The 16,073-nt window shown below is 72.0% G+C and carries 13 protein-coding genes; 5 read left to right on the top strand and 8 right to left on the bottom strand.

Features of this window, described 5'->3' with window-relative positions; translation table 11 throughout:
- Positions 1-23 precede the first annotated feature (23 nt).
- From OG811_RS25985 to OG811_RS25955, 7 genes are all read right to left on the bottom strand, one after another.
- The gene (locus OG811_RS25985) at positions 24-218 is read right to left on the bottom strand and encodes a DNA-binding protein (RefSeq protein WP_406069453.1); all 195 of its coding nucleotides are present in this window, start codon (positions 216-218) and stop codon (positions 24-26) included.
- 232 nt (positions 219-450) lie between these two features.
- Positions 451-936, bottom strand: coding sequence for a DUF2231 domain-containing protein (locus OG811_RS25980; protein WP_406069452.1), 486 nt, complete (start codon positions 934-936; stop codon positions 451-453).
- 627 nt (positions 937-1,563) lie between these two features.
- A complete protein-coding gene (locus tag OG811_RS25975; RefSeq protein WP_406069450.1) occupies positions 1,564-2,304 on the bottom strand; it encodes a GAF and ANTAR domain-containing protein in 741 nt (246 codons plus the stop codon).
- Between the two features lie 181 nt (positions 2,305-2,485).
- A complete protein-coding gene (gene secA2 / locus OG811_RS25970) occupies positions 2,486-4,777 on the bottom strand; it encodes an accessory Sec system translocase SecA2 (protein WP_406069448.1) in 2,292 nt (763 codons plus the stop codon).
- Positions 4,778-4,851: 74 nt separating this feature from the next.
- Positions 4,852-6,630, bottom strand: coding sequence for an ABC transporter ATP-binding protein (locus OG811_RS25965; protein WP_406069446.1), 1,779 nt, complete (start codon positions 6,628-6,630; stop codon positions 4,852-4,854).
- 52 nt (positions 6,631-6,682) lie between these two features.
- Entirely contained in the window at positions 6,683-7,771 is a 1,089-nt protein-coding gene (locus OG811_RS25960) for a zinc-binding dehydrogenase (RefSeq protein WP_406069445.1), read from the bottom strand.
- The gene (locus OG811_RS25955; protein ID WP_406069443.1) at positions 7,764-8,774 is read right to left on the bottom strand and encodes a Gfo/Idh/MocA family protein; all 1,011 of its coding nucleotides are present in this window, start codon (positions 8,772-8,774) and stop codon (positions 7,764-7,766) included. The genes OG811_RS25960 and OG811_RS25955 overlap by 8 nt, the downstream gene beginning before the upstream one ends.
- A 191-nt stretch (positions 8,775-8,965) precedes the next feature.
- Between OG811_RS25955 and OG811_RS25950 the strand changes: the two genes are divergently transcribed.
- The 5 genes from OG811_RS25950 (at position 8,966) to ctaD (ending at position 14,694) form a co-directional block, all read left to right on the top strand.
- The gene (locus tag OG811_RS25950) at positions 8,966-9,982 is read left to right on the top strand and encodes a glucosyl-3-phosphoglycerate synthase (protein WP_406069441.1); all 1,017 of its coding nucleotides are present in this window, start codon (positions 8,966-8,968) and stop codon (positions 9,980-9,982) included.
- Between the two features lie 22 nt (positions 9,983-10,004).
- A complete protein-coding gene (locus OG811_RS25945) occupies positions 10,005-11,162 on the top strand; it encodes a glycosyltransferase (protein WP_406069439.1) in 1,158 nt (385 codons plus the stop codon).
- 130 nt (positions 11,163-11,292) lie between these two features.
- Complete coding sequence (locus OG811_RS25940; protein ID WP_406069438.1) at positions 11,293-11,751, top strand: DUF4383 domain-containing protein; 459 nt, start codon at positions 11,293-11,295, stop codon at positions 11,749-11,751.
- 96 nt (positions 11,752-11,847) lie between these two features.
- Positions 11,848-12,576, top strand: coding sequence for an ATP-binding protein (locus OG811_RS25935; RefSeq protein ID WP_406069436.1), 729 nt, complete (start codon positions 11,848-11,850; stop codon positions 12,574-12,576).
- Between the two features lie 126 nt (positions 12,577-12,702).
- A complete protein-coding gene (gene ctaD, locus OG811_RS25930; RefSeq protein WP_406069434.1) occupies positions 12,703-14,694 on the top strand; it encodes a cytochrome c oxidase subunit I in 1,992 nt (663 codons plus the stop codon).
- Between the two features lie 99 nt (positions 14,695-14,793).
- Here the strand turns inward: ctaD and OG811_RS25925 are convergent, their stop codons facing one another.
- On the bottom strand, positions 14,794-15,939 hold the full coding sequence (locus OG811_RS25925; RefSeq protein WP_406069433.1) for a SigB/SigF/SigG family RNA polymerase sigma factor: 1,146 nt from the start codon (positions 15,937-15,939) through the stop codon (positions 14,794-14,796).
- Positions 15,940-16,073 lie beyond the last annotated feature (134 nt).

The following is a 16,073-nucleotide window of genomic DNA, read 5'->3' as shown; positions in this document are numbered from 1 at the left end:
CCAGCGGGGCGTGAGCGATGGATTCAGCCGAGGCCGAGCTGGTGTTCTTCGAGGGCGGCCTGGAGGATTCCGAGCGCCTTCGGTCCCATGCCGTGCAGCTTGGCCAGGTCCGCCCGGGGGACGCCGGCGAGCTGCCGCAGCGCCGTGTAGCCGGCGCCGTGCAGGGCCCGGGTCGCGGGCGCGCCGATCTTCGGGAGAGTGCCCAGAGATGAGGTCATCCGCGGAGGGTAGACCGACCAGCAGCACCGATGCCGACCCCGCGCACAAAGCCGGCCGGCCGGGCGCCGGGCTCGGGCGTCGAGCAGGCCCGGCTCGTGCGTCGAGCAGACCGGCTCGTGCGTCGAGCAGACCGGCTCGTGCGTCGAGCAGACCGGCTCGTGCGTCGAGCAGACCGGCTCGCAGGTCGAGCAGACCGGCTCGCAGGTCGAGCAGTCGGGGTGGCAGTTCGGGTCAGGGGCGGGCGATCTCGCCGGTGGAGCCGGCGAGCGCGTCCAGGCCACCGGCCTCGGCCCGGCCGCTGTCGAACTGACGCATCAGCCGGGCGCCCAGGTGCACGCCGACTCCGCCGGCGGCCAGCGCGACCAGCTCGGTGACCAGGATCGCGACCGACGCGCCGCGCTGCGGGGAGTGTGACCGGACCAGGCAGGTGAGCAGGAACATGGCGGCCATCACCGCGTTCGCCAGGTTGAAGGCGACGGCGGTACGGCGGGTGCGGTCGCCGGGCACGTCCCACAGGTCGACCATGCCGGCTACGGCGGTCAGCGCGGCGGCGACGAGCGCGGCGATGCCCGTCCAGTAGCCGCCCTCGCCGAGGAACGCGGGCCCGCCGACGACGTCGGTGAGGTCGAAGACGGTGGCGCTGACGAAGAGCCCGAGCGGGAACGTCACCAGCATCGGTTGGATCGGGTGTCCCTGCACCCGCAGCCGGCTCTGCATCGGTCCTCCCCCGGGTCGGCGCAGCTCACCTGACCAGAGTGCTACCCGGGGTCGGTCGGGGCGAAACGATGCCGCCCGACTCGCCGTTGACCGGACGAACGGACACCACAACGCCGTTGCGTTAGGGCGGAGCGGCTGTTCGTCAACCCGTACCGCCTCGTCGATCATGGAGTTGATGGGCGACACCGTTATGAGGCCAAGACCAGGCACCACAACTCCATGATCGACGGGGCCGGGCTGCCCCGTTCTCGCGATCTTGCACTTTCTGCCTCGACTTACGGGGCATTCCACGCATCTCGGCGACCGAAACTGCAAGATCGACGCGGCGGGGCGCGCTGGAGTGGCGGACCTGGGTGTCGGGAGTTCACCGTGCCTCCTTGGCCCAGCAACTGAACGCTAAACGCAACGGTGTTGACGGACACCACACGCCCTGATCAACTCGCGTTTCAGGAAACCGCGCCCAAGAAGCCCCGACACCCCGCCTTCAAGGAACGCGAGTCGATCACCGCAGGCGCACCGCACGGACGGGCGCACCGCACGGACGGGCGCACCGCACGGACGGGCGCGCCGCACGGACGGGCGCGCCGCACGGACAGGGCCACCGCACGGACAGGGGGCGCGGGGTGGTCAGGTGTCGCGGGAGCGGGAGACCGTCCGGACCAACCGCTCGGCCACCTCGCGTAGCGGAATGTCCAACGACGTCGCGGCGGTACGCAGCACCTCGAGTGCCTCGGCCGGCGGGCACCCACGCTGGGTCATGATCACGCCGACGGCCTGGCCTACCACCCCGTCGTGCAGCAGCGAGGCGTCCCGCTCACTGGCGAGCGCGAGTTGCCGCCTACGGTCACGGACGGCGGCCAGCAGCAGCCCGGCGTGTTCGGCGAGCAGCATCGCGGTCAACTGGTGTTGCGGGGTCAGCAGGTCCGGCGAAGCGGCGTAGAGGTTGATCGCGCCGATCACCTGGTCGTCGATGTCCACCGGCGCGGAGATCACCCCGCGTACGCCAAGATCGCGGGCGCGCACCGTCCAGGCCGGCCAGCGAGGCTCACCGGCCAAATCAACGGCGAGGATCATCTCGCGGCGTCGGATCGCGCTCATCGCCGGCGAGTCCGGCCCGTGCCGCAGGTCGTCCAGACCGGCCAGCCGTTCGTCGGAGGCGGCCACCCCGGCCGGTTCGCCAGCGCGCAGGGCGGTGAACCCACACCAGCGCACCCCGGCCACCGCGTCCCGGGTGACCCGGACCAGCGCCAGCAGCGCCTCATCGAAATCGGTCAGCGCGATCAGGCCGGCGGTCAACTCCCGCAACAGCGCGGCGGTTTCCAGGACGCCGAGGTTCTGCACCACCGGGTCCCGCGTGTCGAGGTTCACCGGTCCGCAGCCTTCGCACACTCTCGCGCCCGCCCAGCGGGCATCGTCACCTGTGTCATCCGTCTGCTCTCTCCCGACTTGACCGACCAGCCCTACTACCCTGGGAAACGCGGGTCGAAACGGCGTAAATCGGGGCCCCTGCCGCACGTGGACGCGCGACAGAGGCCCCGGCGGGCCTACGTCAGCGCGAGCCGCCGCCAAGCCGCCGCCCGATCGACGCGATCAGCCGGTCGAGCTCGGAACCGAACGGGTTGTCGTGCACCAGGTACGTCCAGGTCGCGGTGGGCCGGACCAGGGTGCCATCCTCGGGCTGCCAGTCCTCATCGAATTCGGTCTCGAGGAAGGTGGCGATGGTGCGGGCCTCGATCTCCGGGATCAGGTCGTTGAACGCCGGCACCGCAGCCCGGTGGAACTCGTCCAGCGGGTCGAGCCGGCCCAGCGCCCGCAGGTGCACGCCCTCGCGGACCTCGGACAACTCGGCCAGGTGCTCCGCCCAGAGCCGATCCAGGTGGAAGAGCGCGATCGAGCGGGCCGCCCGGGCGAGCAGGTCCTCGTCCATCTCGCTCGCCTTGTCCGGCTCCTTCTCGAGCAGCATCACCGCGGCCACGTCGCTGGTCAGCAGCCGCTCCCGGCGCGCGGCGAGGGCCTTGCGCTGCTGCTCGATCACCACGCTGTAGCGCCAGGTGTTGCGGTGGATCTCGTGGTTGACACCCTCGGCGACCCGCTGGGCGTGCTCCACCGCGTAGTCCACCTGATCGTCGGTCACCAGGCCGTCGGCGTTCATCCGCGGCGACGCCGGCACCGAGTCGGCGGCGTGCCGGACGACCAGGTCATCCTCCAGGCTGACGAAGAAGACCGAGCCGCCCGGGTCGCCCTGCCGGCCGGCCCGACCGCGCAACTGGTCGTCCACTCGGCGGCTGTCGTGCCGGCCGCTGCCAATCACGTAGAGCCCGCCCAGCTCGGTCACCCGCGCCTGGTCGCTCTGGTCGCTGCCGCCGAGTCGGATGTCGACGCCCCGGCCGGCCATCTGGGTGGAGACGGTCACGGCACCGTACGCGCCGGCCTCGGCGATGATCGCCGCTTCCTCGTCGTCGTTCTTGGCGTTCAGCACCAGGGAGGGCACCCCGGCCGCGTTCAGCCCGGCGGCCAGCCCCTCGGACTCCTTGACGTCCAGCGTGCCGATCAGAACCGGCCGCCCCTTGGCGTGCCAGCGCTGGATCTCGTCGATCAGCGCCTCGTCCTTCTCCGCCCGGGTGGCGTAGATCCGGTCCGGCTCGTCCTCGCGGACGCACGGCGTGTTCGGCGGGATCACCGCGACCTCGAGGCCGAAGAACTCCCGCAGCTGGTCGCCGACCAGCACCGCGGTGGCGGTCATGCCGCAAAGCTTCGGGTAGAGCCCGAGGAACGCCTGCACGGCGATGGTGCCCAGCACCTCACCCTCGGCGGTCGCGTCGAGGCCCTCCTTGGCCTCGACCGCGGCCTGGAGCCCGTCCGGCCAGCGGCGGCGCTGGGCGACCCGGCCGCGCATCTCGTCGATCAGCTCGACCGAGCCGTCCCGGACGATGTAATCCACGTCACGGTGCAGGAGGGCGTGCGCGTGCAGCGCCACGTTGACCGCGGAGAGCTGCGCGACGTGCTCCTCGTCGTACAGGTCGATGCCGAGCTTGGCCTCGACGGCGGCCAGGCCGGCGGAGGTGAACGCCACGCTCCGCCCGTCCTCGGAGGCCGTGTAGTGCTTGCCCTTGCGCAGGCCACGGACCAGCCCGGCGGCGGCGTGCACCGGGTCCTGCTCGCCCGGCACCGCGCCGGCGAGGACCATCGGCACCCGAGCCTCGTCGATCATGATCGAGTCGGCCTCGTCGACGATCGCGGTGGCCAGCGCGGGCTGCACCCGGTCGTCCACGTCGGTGACCAGCTGGTCGCGCAGGTAGTCGAAGCCCGCCTCGCTGACCGAGACGTAGGTGACGTCGCAGGCGTACGCGTCGCGCCGCTCCTGCGGGGTGGATGCCTCGTTGACCCAGCCGACGGTGAGGCCGAGCAGGAGGTAGACCGGCTCCATCCACTGGGCGTCGCGGCGGGCCAGGTAGTCGTTGACGGTGAGCACGTGCACCGGCCCGTTGCCGAGCCGGACGTGCCCGTACGCGGCGATCGTGGCGGTCAGCGTCTTGCCCTCACCGGTGGCCATTTCGGCGACCTTGCCCGAGAGCAGCGCCATCGCGCCGAGCAGCTGCACGTCGTACGGCCGCTGGTCGAGGCCACGGCGGGCGGCCTCGCGGCCGACTGCGCAGATCTCCTCGTAACCGGTGGCGGCACCCGCGGCCTCGGTCAACTCGGCGTCGTCGAGCGCGGCGAGGTCATCCTCGCGCGCCTCGATCGCCGGCAGCAGCTTCTCCAGCGGAGCAAGATCCACGGTCGAGCCGGGGCGCTGAAGGAAGCGCCGGAACTTGCTCTTGAACCGTTGCGACACACCCATGAGCGGCAACGGTACGCGATTCCAGCGGGCTCGCGCGGCCCGGCCGCCCGGTTTGTCGACCCGATGGGACGAACTCAGCCGACCAGCAGCTGGTGGGTGGCGAGCTCCCGGTAGAGCGGATCGGTGGCGGTCAGCTCGGCGTGGGTGCCCACGGCCACCACCCGGCCGCCGTCGAGGACGACGATCTGGTCGGCGTCGACCACGGTGGCGAGCCGGTGCGCCACGATCAGCAGCGTTCGGCGGACGGCCACCGCGTCGATGGCGCGGCGCAGCGCCGCCTCGTTACGCGAGTCGAGGTTGCTGGTCGGCTCGTCGAGCAGCAGCACCGGTGGGCCGGCGAGCAGCGCGCGGGCGATGGCCAGCCGCTGCCGCTCACCCCCGGAGAGCAGTACCCCGCCCTCCCCCACCTGGACGTCCAGGCCCTGCGGAGAGCGCAGCGCCAGGTGGCCCAGGTTGACCTCGTCGAGGACGTCGCGCAGGCGGTCCTCGGTGGCGTCCGGGGTGGTGATCAGCAGGTTCTCCCGCAGCGTGCCGGCCAGCACGGGGGCCTCCTGCTCGACGTAGCCGAGCCGGGCCCGCAGCGCGTCGCGGGGCAGGTCCCGTACGTCGCTGCCGTCCAGTCGGACCGCGCCGGCGCTCACCTCGTAGAAACGCTCGACCAGGGCCAGCAGGGTCGACTTGCCGGCGCCGGAGGGCCCGACAAGTGCGGTTCGGGTGCCGGCGGGCACCGCGAAGCTGACCTCGTGCAGCACCGACTCGCCACCCGGATAGCCGAACCCCACCCGGTCAAACTCGATCATCGGGATGGGGCGACGCGGGATCGCCGTCGCAGTGGCGGCCACCGGCCGATCGTCCGCGCCCTCGGCGGGCACGGCGAGGATCTCCTCGATCCGTTGCAGGGCGCCCAGGCCGGACTGCAACTGGGTGTACGCGTTCAACACCTGGGCCAGCGGCAGGGCCAGGAAGAACAGGTACATGACGAAGGCGACCAGATCCCCGACGGTGATCGCCCCGGCGGCGACCCGGGCCCCGCCGATGCCGAGCACCAGCAGGAACGCGCCCTGCACGGTGACCGAGCCGATGGGCCCGACCACCGCCTGCACCCGGGCCACCCGCAGCCCCGCCCCGTACGCCTCGCGCGCGCTGCCGGCGACGGTCTCCGTCTCCCGGGCCTCGGCCCGGCTGGCCCGGATGGTCCGGGCGGCCGAGATGGAACGCTCCACCGCCGAGGTCATCTCGCCGACCCGCTCCTGCGCGGCACGGGCCAACGCCCGGACCCGCCGCGCGAAGGTGGCCGCGAAGCCCAGCCCCAGCCCCACCCCGAGCAGGGTGACGCCGAACAGCAGCGGATCGAGCAGCACCATGGCGGTGCCCGCGCCCAGCACCATCACCGCTCCGGTGACCGTCTCGAAGAGCCCGGAGGTGACCACCGCCCGCAGCAGGGTGGTGTCCGAGCCCACCCGGGAGAGCAGGTCGCCGGTGCGGCGGCGGTCGTACTCGGCGATGGGCAGCCGCAGCAGGTGCCCGGCCAGCCGCCGCCGGGTGCCCAGCACCAGCCCCTCGGCCGTGCGTTGCAGGAGGTAGTTGCGCAGACCGCCGATCGCCGCGCCGAGCAGCACCAGCGCCACCAGCACCGCCACCAGCCGGGACACTCCCAGGCCGTCGCTCACCCGGTCGAGCACCGACCGGGTGAGCAGCGGCTGGGCCAGTGACGCCCCCGCCCCGAGCAGCGACAGCGCGCCCACCACGACCAGGGTGCCGAGGTGCTCACGCAGGTACGGCAGCAGCGCGATCAGACCGATCGGCCGGTCCTTCGGGGTGCTGCCGACCGGCCGGTCCTTCGGGGTGCTCATGCCGGGAACGGTAGCCCGGCCCGTCACCCCGCGAGCGCGCTGCGACGCCAGGTCATCCGGCCAGCACCACCTGAAGCTCCTGGCGGCGACGGTCGGCCAGGTCGGTGAGCAGGGTGGGTGCCTCGTCGAACGGCACCACCGCCGAGACGAGGTGCTTGCGGATCACGTCCCCGTAGGTCCGGAGCAGGTCGATGGTCTCGGCGGAGAGCCGCTCACGGTCCCAGGTGGGCGCGAGCCCGCGCGGCACCCGGCCGATCTGCGCGCAGCGCAGGGACAGCCCGTTGTGGTGGAACTCCTCACCGAGCCGGACCGCGTCGGCGCCGCCCTGGTAGAAGGCCAGGTCGATGACGGTGCCCTGGGGCCGCAGCAGCCGCAGGGCGAGCTGCAACGCCCACGCCTGCCCCCGGCACTGGAACACCACGTCGGCGCCCCGGTCGCCGGTGGTGTGCGCCCAGCGGGTCTTGAGCACCACCGCCGGGTCGTCCGCGCCCGGGTCGAGGGTTTCCAGGCCGAGCGCCTCGGCGACCTGGCGGCGTTGCGGGGTGGGATCGAGCACCACCACCGAGGCAGCGCCATTGCGCCGGGCGAACAGCGCCGTCAGCAACGCCACCACACCGGCGCCGACCACGGCGACCCGCCGGCCGCGAACCCCGTCGCCGAGCGCGCGGACGTCGGCGCCGTGCAGGTCGCCGGCGGCGTGCAGCAGACCGTTGGCGCAGATCGGGCCCATGTGCGCGACGTAGACGCCGAGCAGCGGGTCCAGGTCGTCGGGCAGCGCCACGAACCGCTCGGCGACCGGGTCGGCCAGCCAGCCGGTGCGGTGCCCGTACGTCATCGCACCGACCGTGCCCACCGCGACGGCCAGGGTTTCGCTCTCCACCACCCGGCCGACCTGCATGTAGCCGAGCCGCCTCACCGGGTACGGGGTGCTCGCCGCGCCCGGCTGGAACAGCCCCAGGTCGGCGTTCCAGGTGACGTTCAGGTACGGGTTGGTGCCCTTGACGTAGCTCAGCTCGGTGCCGGCGGAGACCCCGCTGAACAGCGTCTCGACCCGGAACGTGCCGGGGCGCACCGGCGCGGCGTCCTGCTCCACCAGCTCGACCCGGCCGGGGCCGGTGACCACCACCACCTTGTCACGCATCGGCGGTCACCCCCGCGCTGAGCACTGCCGGACCGGTGGGGGTGGCGAGCCGCACGGTCGCGCCGGTGCGGGCCGAGTCGGCCACCGCGAGGGCCAGCCGCTGGGTGGCCAGGGCCTCGGCGTACGGGACGCGGACGTCGTCACCGATGCCGCGTACGGCGTCGATGAAGGCCCGGTCCACCGCCACCCGGGCGGCTTCCGGGTCGGCCGGGACGTGTCGTTCACCGTCGGCGTCGCGGATCGACAGGCCGTCCTCGGTGAGTGCGAGAGCCAGCCCGTCGGCGAGGATCTCCAGGCCGGCGCGGTGCTTCCACCCCAGCACGCAGGCCGCGCTGAGGGTGCCGACCGCGCCATCGGCGAAGCGCAGCGCGGCGGTGGTCACCGAGTCGATGTCGGCGCCGTCGACCGGCGGCGGGGTGCCGTTGCCGTACGCGGTCACCTCGGTGACCTCGCCGGCCAGCACGCGGATCAGGTCCAGCACGTGTGCGGCCTGCTCGACCACCGGGCCGCCGGAGCGGTCCCGCCGCGACCACCACGCCACCGGGGGCACCTTGTCCAGCCAGGCGCCACTGACCATCCGCACCGGGCGGTCGGCGAGCAGTTCACGGGCCTCGTCGAGCACGTTCAGGTAGCGCCAGTGGTGGCCGACGGCGGTGCGCAGCCCGCTGCGCGCGACCTGGTCGGCGATCCGCTCGGCGGTGCCCAGGTCGACCGCGACGGGTTTCTCCACGAACATCGGCACCCCGGCCTCGATCACCGCCTCCTCGGCCGGGCCGTGCGCGAACGGTGGCACGCAGACGTACACGGCGTCCGGACTGGTGGCCAGCAGGTCGGCGACGTCGGCGCAGGCGCGCCCCCCGTACTGTGCGGTCAGCACGGACGCCGCCGCCGGCGCGACGTCGGTGACCCCGACCAACTCCACGTCCTCCAACCCGGCCAGCACCCGCGCGTGACGCTGTGCCACTCCGCCGGCCCCGACCAGACCCACCCGGCATGCACGCATCCGCCACCCCTTCGAAGACCTTTCAGATGCGATGGGAGCAGTCCCCGCAGGTGTGCGCAATCAAACGTTCATCCCCCGGGAACATATTGGCGTCACCTTTGTGATCAAGCTGTTGCCAGCAATGCGGTTAGCGCGTGATGGGGAATGGGAACAACCAATTTCGGTTTCCACGCACGAACGGAGGGGTGCCCGTGCGGGACACGACATCGAGCGTTTCACCGGTGGTGGAGGCGTGGGCTACGTACCGGACGACGTCGGCGGCGGACTGGCCCACGCGTCGGCTGTTGCGCGCCAAGGGAGACACCCGGGTCAGCGTGGTGTTGCCGGCGCGTAACGAGGAGGCCACCGTCGGCGCGATCGTGTCGACCATCCGGGAGCATCTGATGGATCGGGTCGCTCTGGTGGACGAGCTGATCGTGGTGGATTCACGTTCGACCGACCGCACCGCGCAGGTGGCCCGTGCCGCCGGCGCGGAGGTGGTCAGCCAGGACGCGATGACCCGGGGGCTGCCCCGACTCACCGGCAAGGGCGACGCGCTCTGGGCCGGTCTGGCCGCCGCCGACGGGGACGTGGTGGCGTTCATCGATGCCGACCTGCGGGAGTTCCGGCCGCACTTCGTGAGTGGGCTGCTCGGCCCGCTGCTGACCGACCCGTCGGTCGATTTCGTGAAGGGGTTCTATCACCGACCCCTGGTGGGCACCGCCAGCGTGGAGCAGGACGGCGGCGGCCGGGTGACCGAGCTGATGGCCCGACCGCTGCTCAACCTCTTCTGGCCCGAGCTGGCCGGCTTCGTGCAGCCGCTCGCCGGCGAGTACGCGGGCCGCCGGGACGTGCTGGCCCGGGTGCCGTTCGTCTCCGGGTACGGGGTGGAGACGGCCATGATGATCGATCTGCTCGACCTGGTCGGCCTGGACGCGATGGCGCAGGTCGACCTCGGTGAGCGCCAGCACCGGCACCAGGACACGGCGGCCCTCGGCCGGATGTCCGCGCAGATCATGTTGACCGCCTGGTCCCGGTTGCAGCGGCGCGGCTGGGCGACCCCCGGGCTGGCACCGGAGGCGTTGCTGACCCAGTTCCGTCGCGGTGGCTCGGACACGTTGCCGAACCTCGACCGCGAGATCGTGGTCAGCGACGTGTCCATCGAGGAGCGTCCACCGCTGGCCGACCTGCGCCACCGGGTGCCCCGCAGGCGGGTGGCCGCCGCGTGAGCGGCCGGAAGGGACGGGCACGATGAGCCTCACCGTGTTGATGAACGCCGGCCCGTGGCTGTCCGTGCCACCGCCCGGTTACGGCGGCATCGAGAACGTGATCGCCACGTTGGTGCCGGAGCTGCGGCGTCTCGGCGTACGGGTGGTGCTCGCCTCGGTGGGCAGCAGCGACCTGCCGGTGGACGAGCAGATGTCGGTCTTCGCCGACGGGCAGTTCGCCGCGTTGCAGCGGCCGTACAACCAGGTCTGCGGGATCGCCCAGGCGCACCTGGCCGGGGTGGTCCGTGAGCTGCACTCCCGCGACGACATCGACCTGGTGCACGACCACGTGGAAGCGGTCGGGCTGGCCACTCTCGCCGCGCTGGGGCCGGCCGGCCCGCCGACCCTGCACACCCTGCACTGGGACCTGGCCAAGCACCCGGCGCTCTACGGCGCTCTGGACGGCGGCGACCGGGTTCGGGTCAACGGCGTCTCCGCGTCGCAGCTGGCCCGGGCCCCGCTGGCGTTGCGAGGGCACTCGGTGGGGCACGTGCACCTGTCCACCCCGCTCGCCGTGGACGCCGACCGGCGGCCCCGGCCGGAGAAGGGCGAGCACCTGCTCGTCCTGGGCCGGATCAATCCGGGCAAGGGGCAGGACGTGGGCGCCCGGCTCGCGCATCGCGTCGGTATCCCGCTGGTGCTGGCGGGGCCGGTCGGCCCGTATCATCGGCCGGCCGATCTGGCCGCGGCCGGCGACGAGGCCCGGCAGAACCCGGACGTGCGGTTCTTCCTCGACGAGGTGGCGCCGCACGTCGACGGGGACCTGGTCCGCTGGGTCGGCACCGTGGCCGGTCAGGACCGGGACGACCTGCTCGCCAGCGCCCGCGCGTCGCTGTTCCCGCTGCGCTGGGAGGAGCCGGGCGGCACGGCGGTCGTCGAGTCACTCGCCCTGGGCACACCGGTGGTGGCCACCGCCCGGGGTTGCCTTCCGGAGTTGGTCGAGCACGGCCGGACCGGGCTGCTCACCACCGACGAAGACGAGCTGGCTGATCTCGTATGCTCCGCCGACCTGCTCGACTCCGACGAGTGCCGGCGGGTGGCCGCGCAGCGGTTCACCCCCGCGGTCATGGCCCAGCGCTACGTCGAGCTGTATGAGCGGGTCCGTCGGCTGGCCAGCGCGCCGCGGCTGCTACCGGCCTGACCGGCAACGGGGCAGGATCCGTAAGCGCGGCTTGACCGTCGCCGCGGCCGGAGCGGCAGCCGCGGTTTGTCGGCGGCGGCAGCGGGTAGCCCGGCAGCGCTCACGCCCGCCGCGCAGCGAGGAGCCGGTGATGGTCGGATCGATGGCCCACTACCGGGCCCGACCCAACCCGGCCGACGGCAAGCCGCCGGTCCGCCGAGCGGCGGCAACAGCGGGAGTGCTGTTCCTGCTGGTCGGCGCGCTCGGTTTCGTGCCGGGGATCACCAGCGGCATGGACGCCCTGCGCTTCGCCGGCCACGGCTCGGGCGCGTACCTGTTCGGCGTTTTCCAGGTGTCGGTGCTGCACAACCTGGTGCACCTGGCGTTCGGGGTGGCGGGTCTGGTGCTGGCGCGGACGGTCACCGGCGCTCGGGCGTTCCTGATCGGCGGCGGCGCCGTCTACCTGGTGCTCTGGCTGTACGGGCTGGCGGTGGACCACGACACCGGGGCGAACGTGCTACCGGTCAACAACGCCGACGGCTGGCTGCACCTGGGCCTCGGCGTCGGCCTGATCGCGTTGGGCGCCCTGACCGGGCGGCCCCGTCCGTGACCTGCCGTTGCGGGCCGTGACCTGCTCGGTCCGGTTTGGTCCGGCACGGCGTCGGGTAGTTGGCAGATCCCGACCCAGCAGCGAATCGAGGCGCCGATGTCGAGCCGGATCACCTGCGACGTGCACACCACGACACCGGTGGCGATCGTCCGGCTCAAGGGTGCACTGGACCTGGGGAGCATGCGGTCGGTGCACCAGGCGCTCACCGACGCGCTCGTCGATCAGCCGGAGGCGCTGATCGTCGACCTGGCCGAGGTGAATGTCAAGGACCGGCTGGCGCTGTCCGTCTTCGCCGCGACCGCCCGTCGGGCCGAGGAGTGGCCGGCCGTGCCGGTGGTGCTCTGCGCCCCGTCGCCGGTCGCCGCGCGATGGCTGGCCGAGTCGACCACGTGCCGGGTGGTCCCGGTGTCCGCGGACTGCGCGGAGGCCACCCTGGTGGCAGGCTCGACCAGCACTTTGCGAATGCGGACCCGGCTGGAGCCGGTGGCCGAGGCCTGCCGGCGTGCCCGGGAGCTGGTCACCGACGCGTGCGCGCGGTGGAATCTGCCCGACGCGTCGGGCCCGGCCGCGTTGGTGCTCAGCGAGCTGGTCGGCAACGTGGTCCGGCACGCCGGCACGCCGATGCAGGTGACGGTGACCCTGCGCCGGCCGTACCTGCATTTGGCGGTCGTGGACGGCAGCCGCGCGAAGGCCCGGCCGGGCGGGACGAACCTGCACGCCGAGGGTGGGCGCGGGCTGCTCCTGGTGAGGGAGCTGGCCCAGAAGTGGGGCAGCGTGCCGGCCGGTCAGGGCAAGGCGGTCTGGGCGATGCTGCCGGTGACCTGAGCGTTCGAGGTGCTTGCAGCCGGTACCAGCGATCTGACCGAATTTTCCGCTCTGGCCTGGTTACATGGTGAGAGGGTCGGGTAGGCCTTGCCCGTCCTTTCTGCCGTCACGACGGGGTGAGTAGCCATGCCCAAGCGGGTAACCACGGAACCCGGCCGCGATCGGGGCCCGGCGATCCTGGCACCGGCCCGCTTCGGGGGCTTCCCCGGAGCGGTACGAGCACCGGTCCCCGGCAACTCGTTGACCAAGTTCCTCGCCACCACAGACCACAAGCAGATCGGTCTGCTGTATCTGCTGACCTCCTTCGGGTTCTTCGTGTTGGCGGGCCTGGAGGCGATGGTGATGCGGGCCGAACTGGCCCGCCCGGGGATGCAGTTCCTCTCCCCGGAGCAGTACAACCAGCTCTTCACCTCGCACGGCGCGGTGATGCTGCTGCTGTTCGCGACCCCGGCGGCCTTCGGGTTCGGCAACTTCATCGTGCCGATCCAGATCGGTGCGCCGGACGTGTCGTTCCCCCGCCTCAACGCGCTGGCCTACTGGCTGTTCCTGTTCGGCGGGCTCATGGTGGTCGGGGGCTTCCTCACCCCGCAGGGTACGGCCGACTTCGGCTGGACCGCGTACAGCCCACTGAGCAGCGCCGCACACTCCCCCGGTCTGGGCGCGAACCTGTGGGTGCTCGGCCTGGTCGTCTCGGGGTTGGGCACCATCCTCGGCGCGGTCAACCTGATCACCACGATCCTGACCCTGCGCTCGCCCGGCATGACCATGTTCCGGATGCCGATCTTCACCTGGAACATGCTCTTCACCAGCCTGCTGGTGATCCTGGTCTTCCCGCTCCTGGCCGCCGCACTGCTGGCGCTGGCCGCCGACCGGCTGCTCAACGCGCACGTCTTTGACGCGGCCACCGGCGGGCCGATGCTCTGGCAACACCTGTTCTGGTTCTTCGGCCACCCCGAGGTGTACATCATCGCGTTGCCGTTCTTCGGCATCATCACCGAGATCATTCCGGTCTTCTCCCGCAAGCCACTCTTCGGCTACACCGGAATGGTGCTGGCCACCGTCGCCATCACCGTGCTGTCCATGACGGTCTGGGCGCACCACATGTTCGCCACCGGCCAGGTGCTGCTGCCGTTCTTCAGCATCCTCAGCTATCTGATCGCGGTGCCCACCGGCGTGAAGTTCTTCAACTGGATCGGCACCATGTGGAAGGGCCAGCTCACCTTCGAGACACCGATGCTGTTCTCCATCGGGTTCCTGGTCACCTTCCTGCTCGGCGGGCTCACCGGGGTGCTGCTGGCCAGCCCGCCGGCGGACTGGCACACCCACGACACCTACTTCGCGGTCGCGCACTTCCACTACGTGGTCTTCGGCACCGTGGTCTTCGCCCTCTTCGCCGGCTACTACTTCTGGTGGCCGAAGATGACCGGCCGGCTGCTCGACGAGCGGCTGGGCAAAGCGCACTTCTGGACCATGTTCATCGGCTTCCACGGCACCTTCCTCGTGCACCACTGGCTGGGCACCAAGGGCATGCCCCGCCGGTACGCCGACTACCTGCCCACCGACGGATTCACCGGACTGAACACGATCTCCACGATCTTCTCGTTCGTCCTCGGCGCGTCCACCCTGTTCTTCATCTACAACGCCTGGAAGTCCTGGCGGTACGGGGCGGTCGTGACGGTGGACGACCCGTGGGGCTTCGGCAATTCGTTGGAGTGGGCCACCAGCTGCCCACCGCCGCTGCGCAACTTCGACCAGATGCCCCGGATCCGCTCCGAGCGCCCCGCCTTCGACCTGAAGTACGGCCCGTTCGTCGCCGATCTGGGCCGCGACCTGCCACAGCGCACCACGAAGCCGCCGCAGCAGTTCGCCGAGGAACTGCACACGGAGCACCACGTGCCAGAATCGCCCGCCGCCGAGGGCGCGCACGGTGCCCGCGAGGCGGTCGAGTTCCAGCCGGTGGCCCAATCCGGCGCCCGGCCGGTGGAGGTGCCGGAGCCCGAGGGCATCCGCCGGCCGAGCTTCGAGGAGAGCGACGCTCCCGAGGACGCCGAGGAGGCACCGAAGCCGCACGAACGCTGGCGCCACCCGCACAGCGACGACGAGCCCGAGGAACGCTGACCGGCGTACGCCGAGAGGGCCGACACCCCGGTGGGTGTCGGCCCTCATCGTGTCGGTGGGCGCGTGCGTGCTGTCGGGCGGTTCCCCGGGCCTGGCGGCTCAGTCCCGGGCGGGAGCCAGGCCAGCGGCGGTGAGCGAGCGGCGCACCGCGGGCTGGACCCGGGTCAGCCGCAGTGGCACCCCGGTCCGCTCCGCCGCATCCCGCCCGGCCATCAGCGCGGCGATCCCGCCGGCGTCGAAACCACCCGCGCCGACCAGGTCGACGACCACCTCGCTGGGCTGGCCGGTGACCGCCTCCAGCATGGCCCGGCGCAACTGGTCCGCGCCGTCGCGGTCGACCTCGCCGCCGACCTCGACCACCACCTGGTCGCCGTTCTGCTTGACGGAGATCCGGGTCTTGCCGGGGTCGGGTTCGGCGGCACCGTTCTGCCACGGCGGCGGCGCATCGGCGAGCATCGCCTGACGCAGCCAGGTGAGCGCCCGCGACAGCAGCCGGGACACGTGCATCTGCGAGATGCCGAATCGGGCGGCGATCTCCGCCTGGGTCTGGTTGCCGTAGAAACGCATCGCCAGGATTCGCCGCTCACGCCAGGGCAATCGGTGCAGCAGACCGCTCACCGTGACCCGGTCGTCAACCGATTCCAGCGCATTGTCCGACTCGCCGACGAGGTCCCCGAACTCCGCGGAGCTCTCCCCGCCCACCGGGGCGTTGAGTGAGGCCGGACTGTAGCCGGCCGCCGACTCCAGCGCGGCGAGGATCTCCTCCTGCGGAGTCTCCAGTCGGGCCGACAGTTCGGCCACCGACGGCGCCCGGGACAGCTCGCTGGTCAGTGCGGCAGTGGCCTGGCCCACCTCGAGGATCAGGTCACGCAGCCGGCGGGGTACGTGTACGCCCCAGGTGCGGTCCCGGAAATGCCGTTTGATCTCCCCCACGATGGTGATCGCGGCGTACGCGGTGAACGAGCCCCGTTCCGGGTCATACCGGTCGACGGCGTTGACCAGCCCCAGCCGGGCCACCTGCTCGAGGTCCTCCAGTGGCTCCCCACGTCCCCGGTACCGGCGGGCCAGCCGGCCGGCGAAGGGCAGCGCGAAGCGCACCAGGTCCTCCCTGGCCTCCCCCCGCCGCTCCGGCGGCAGCCCTGCGATCCGGGCCGCGTACGCCAGTGCCGCCGCGTCGAGATCCTCCAGACCTCGATCGGTGGGTGGTGGTGTTGTGGTCGTGGTCGTGCTCGTCTGTCCGAACATCCGCGCCTCCCTCAGGAAGGTCCCCCGCCCGGATCGGGAAACCGGTCGTGCGCGTGGTCGAGCCACGCACCGGGCCGGAAAAGTGGGTCAGTGACTGGGATGCCAAGCGGGCGACACCGCCTCTACGCAGCGCA

This window comes from Micromonospora sp. NBC_01638 (assembly GCF_045209745.1).
Taxonomy (GTDB): Bacteria; Actinomycetota; Actinomycetes; order Mycobacteriales; family Micromonosporaceae; genus Micromonospora.
This window is presented reverse-complemented; position numbering and strand designations above follow the sequence as displayed.

Excerpts from the sequence above, each read along its gene's own strand:
- OG811_RS25985 (WP_406069453.1), bottom strand. The coding sequence starts at position 218 with ATGACCTCATCTCTGGGCACTCTCCCGAAGATCGGCGCGCCCGCGACC.
- OG811_RS25980 (WP_406069452.1), bottom strand. The coding sequence starts at position 936 with ATGCAGAGCCGGCTGCGGGTGCAGGGACACCCGATCCAACCGATGCTG.
- secA2 (WP_406069448.1), bottom strand. The coding sequence starts at position 4,777 with ATGGGTGTGTCGCAACGGTTCAAGAGCAAGTTCCGGCGCTTCCTTCAG.
- OG811_RS25965 (WP_406069446.1), bottom strand. The coding sequence starts at position 6,630 with ATGAGCACCCCGAAGGACCGGCCGGTCGGCAGCACCCCGAAGGACCGG.
- OG811_RS25960 (WP_406069445.1), bottom strand. The coding sequence starts at position 7,771 with ATGCGTGACAAGGTGGTGGTGGTCACCGGCCCCGGCCGGGTCGAGCTG.
- OG811_RS25955 (WP_406069443.1), bottom strand. The coding sequence starts at position 8,774 with ATGCGTGCATGCCGGGTGGGTCTGGTCGGGGCCGGCGGAGTGGCACAG.
- OG811_RS25945 (WP_406069439.1), top strand. The coding sequence starts at position 10,005 with ATGAGCCTCACCGTGTTGATGAACGCCGGCCCGTGGCTGTCCGTGCCA.
- OG811_RS25940 (WP_406069438.1), top strand. The coding sequence starts at position 11,293 with ATGGTCGGATCGATGGCCCACTACCGGGCCCGACCCAACCCGGCCGAC.
- OG811_RS25935 (WP_406069436.1), top strand. The coding sequence starts at position 11,848 with ATGTCGAGCCGGATCACCTGCGACGTGCACACCACGACACCGGTGGCG.
- ctaD (WP_406069434.1), top strand. The coding sequence starts at position 12,703 with ATGCCCAAGCGGGTAACCACGGAACCCGGCCGCGATCGGGGCCCGGCG.
- OG811_RS25925 (WP_406069433.1), bottom strand. The coding sequence starts at position 15,939 with ATGTTCGGACAGACGAGCACGACCACGACCACAACACCACCACCCACC.